Source organism: Neisseria sp. P0021.S006, assembly GCF_051956895.1.
Genome location: NZ_JBQCWZ010000143.1, coordinates 1 through 2,319, shown reverse-complemented (window position 1 = coordinate 2,319; position 2,319 = coordinate 1). Strand labels below are relative to the sequence as shown.

2 protein-coding genes and 1 pseudogene are annotated in these 2,319 nt (G+C 47.4%); 2 read left to right on the top strand and 1 reads right to left on the bottom strand.

Annotated elements, in window-relative coordinates:
• The first annotated feature begins 157 nt into the window (after positions 1 to 157).
• Positions 158 to 664 carry a signal peptidase II gene (gene lspA / locus ACTHUM_RS11695; protein WP_219089366.1) on the top strand — a complete coding sequence of 169 codons (507 nt, stop codon included), beginning with the start codon at positions 158 to 160 and terminating at the stop codon, positions 662 to 664.
• Between the two features lie 13 nt (positions 665 to 677).
• Positions 678 to 1,646: a 4-hydroxy-3-methylbut-2-enyl diphosphate reductase gene (ispH, locus tag ACTHUM_RS11690; RefSeq protein WP_219089364.1), complete on the top strand. Its 969-nt coding sequence runs from the start codon at positions 678 to 680 to the stop codon at positions 1,644 to 1,646.
• Positions 1,647 to 1,765: 119 nt separating this feature from the next.
• On the opposite strand, the pseudogene ACTHUM_RS11685 reads toward ispH, so the two are convergent.
• A pseudogene (locus ACTHUM_RS11685) lies at positions 1,766 to 2,319 on the bottom strand (cell division protein FtsZ); the annotation flags it as partial.

Sequence of the window (2,319 nt, the reverse complement as noted above, 5' to 3'; positions counted from 1 at the left end):
CAATAAGCCCACATATGCTTACCACGCCGCCGCCCTTTGATATATTCAAGTGGCGGCGTTTCTATTTTCAGACGGCCTTAACGCCGATGCCATCGCAAACACTTCCAGCCTGCTTTCAGGTAAAATAAGCCCTTTATTACATAAACCGTCTGAAAACATGAGTTCATCCTCTTCTAAAAAAATTCCCTTTTTCTTACTTTCCCTCGTCGCCATCATTCTTGACCAACTGAGCAAATGGGAAATCTTGAGACACTTTACCGAAGGCGAACGCCTCAACATCATTCCAGACTTTTTTGACCTGACCCTTGCCTATAATCCAGGCGCGGCATTCAGCTTTTTGGCCGACCAAGGCGGCTGGCAAAAATTCTTCTTTTTAGGTCTGGCCGTCGTTATCAGCCTGTATTTGGCCCGTGCCATCTGGCGTGATGAATTTGGCCGCTGGGGCAAACTGGGGGCTGCCATGATTATCGGTGGCGCGATTGGCAATGTGGTTGACCGCCTGATTCACGGCCACGTTGTCGATTTTCTGCTTTTCTATTGGCAAAACTGGTTTTACCCTGCATTTAACATTGCCGACAGTTTTATCTGCGTTGGCGCAGTTTGCTTGGTAATAGATGGTTTGCTGCACAAAAAAACACCTTCAAACGACACAAAGGCCGTCTGAAAACGGAACACACATGACTCAAAAAACCATTATCCTTGCCAATCCCCGCGGCTTCTGTGCCGGTGTTGACCGTGCCATCAGCATTGTTGAACGTGCACTCGAAGAATTCGGCGCGCCCATTTACGTCCGCCATGAGGTCGTTCACAACAAATTCGTCGTGGATAATCTTCGGGCAAAAGGTGCTATATTTGTCGATAACTTGGCGGATGTCCCAAAGGGTGCCACACTGATTTACTCGGCTCACGGCGTATCCAAAGCCGTACAGGAAGAAGCGGCACAACGCGGTTTCCGCGTTTTTGATGCCACCTGCCCTTTGGTCACCAAAGTTCATAAAGAAGTAGCCCGCCTTGATGCCCAAGATTACGAAATCATTATGATCGGTCACAAAGGTCATGTCGAAGTGGAAGGCACAATGGGACAATTGCCTCCGGGCAAAATGTTTTTGGTTGAGACAGTGGAAGATGTAGCCGGACTGAACGTCAAAAATCCTGATAAGCTTGCCTATGTGAGCCAAACCACTTTATCGGTGGATGAAACCAAAGATATTATTGCGGCCTTAAACCAACGCTTCCCCAATATCCGCAATCCGCACAAAGAAGACATCTGCTACGCCACAACCAACCGCCAAACTGCTGTTAAAGAATTGGCCGAAGAATGCGATCTCGTAATTGTTGTCGGCTCGCCCAACTCTTCCAACAGCAACCGCTTGCGTGAAGTAGCTGCATTGCGCGGAGTTGATGCCTATATGGTCGATAATGCTTCCTATCTGAAAAAAGAATGGTTTGAAAACAAAACCAAGGTTGGTGTCACTGCCGGCGCATCTGCGCCCGAAGTCTTGGTTCGAGAAGTCTTACAAACCATTCAAGATTGGGGACATGAAACCATACGTGAAGGTGAAGGTGCAGAAGAAAGCATTGTATTTGTCTTGCCCAAAGAATTGCGTCGTGAGGGCGAAAACAAGCAAATTCTCAATAAAGGGTAAGTTTATTATTTACTTTATTTGAACTTAAGGCCGTCTGAAAATTTTCAGACGGCCTTAAGTATATTTTACTAATAAAAAAGACCCGCCTTAAAGGCAGGTCTTTTCATACATGATCCTGATTATTTATCAGAAGTATGTTGCTGACGGCGCAAGATAGCAGGAATTTCAAAGTCATCCAGCACAGACTGGTTGCTGAAATCAGCCGCAGTCAGGTTCATAGAACGGATATTGCGGTTAGTACGAACCAGGCTTTCAGCATTGCTTTGGCTTTGAGCTTGGGGCGCTTCTTCCGCACCGCGTACCAATTGTTGGGTACGGGCAGCAGCACGCAGTTGGTTGTCAGTACCGTTTTCTTTCAAGCCGGTAGCAATGATGGTAATACGGATAGCGTCTTCGCTCATACTCTCGTCTTCGGCAGCACCAAATTTGCATTCCACTTCAGGGTGTGCATTTTGGTTGACGATACGCATAATCTCGTTGAACTCAGACATTTTCAGGCAGCCAGGAGCAGTGGTAATGTTTACCAATACGCCGCGTGCACCATCTAAAGTAACGTTATCCAAGAGCGGGCTGGAGATAGCTTGATCGGTAGCCAAACGGGCACGGTCGATACCTTGCGCGAAACCTGAACCCATCATGGCGATACCGCGATTGCTCATCACGGTTTTCACGT

Excerpts from the sequence above, each read along its gene's own strand:
- lspA (WP_219089366.1), top strand. The coding sequence starts at position 158 with ATGAGTTCATCCTCTTCTAAAAAAATTCCCTTTTTCTTACTTTCCCTC.
- ispH (WP_219089364.1), top strand. The coding sequence starts at position 678 with ATGACTCAAAAAACCATTATCCTTGCCAATCCCCGCGGCTTCTGTGCC.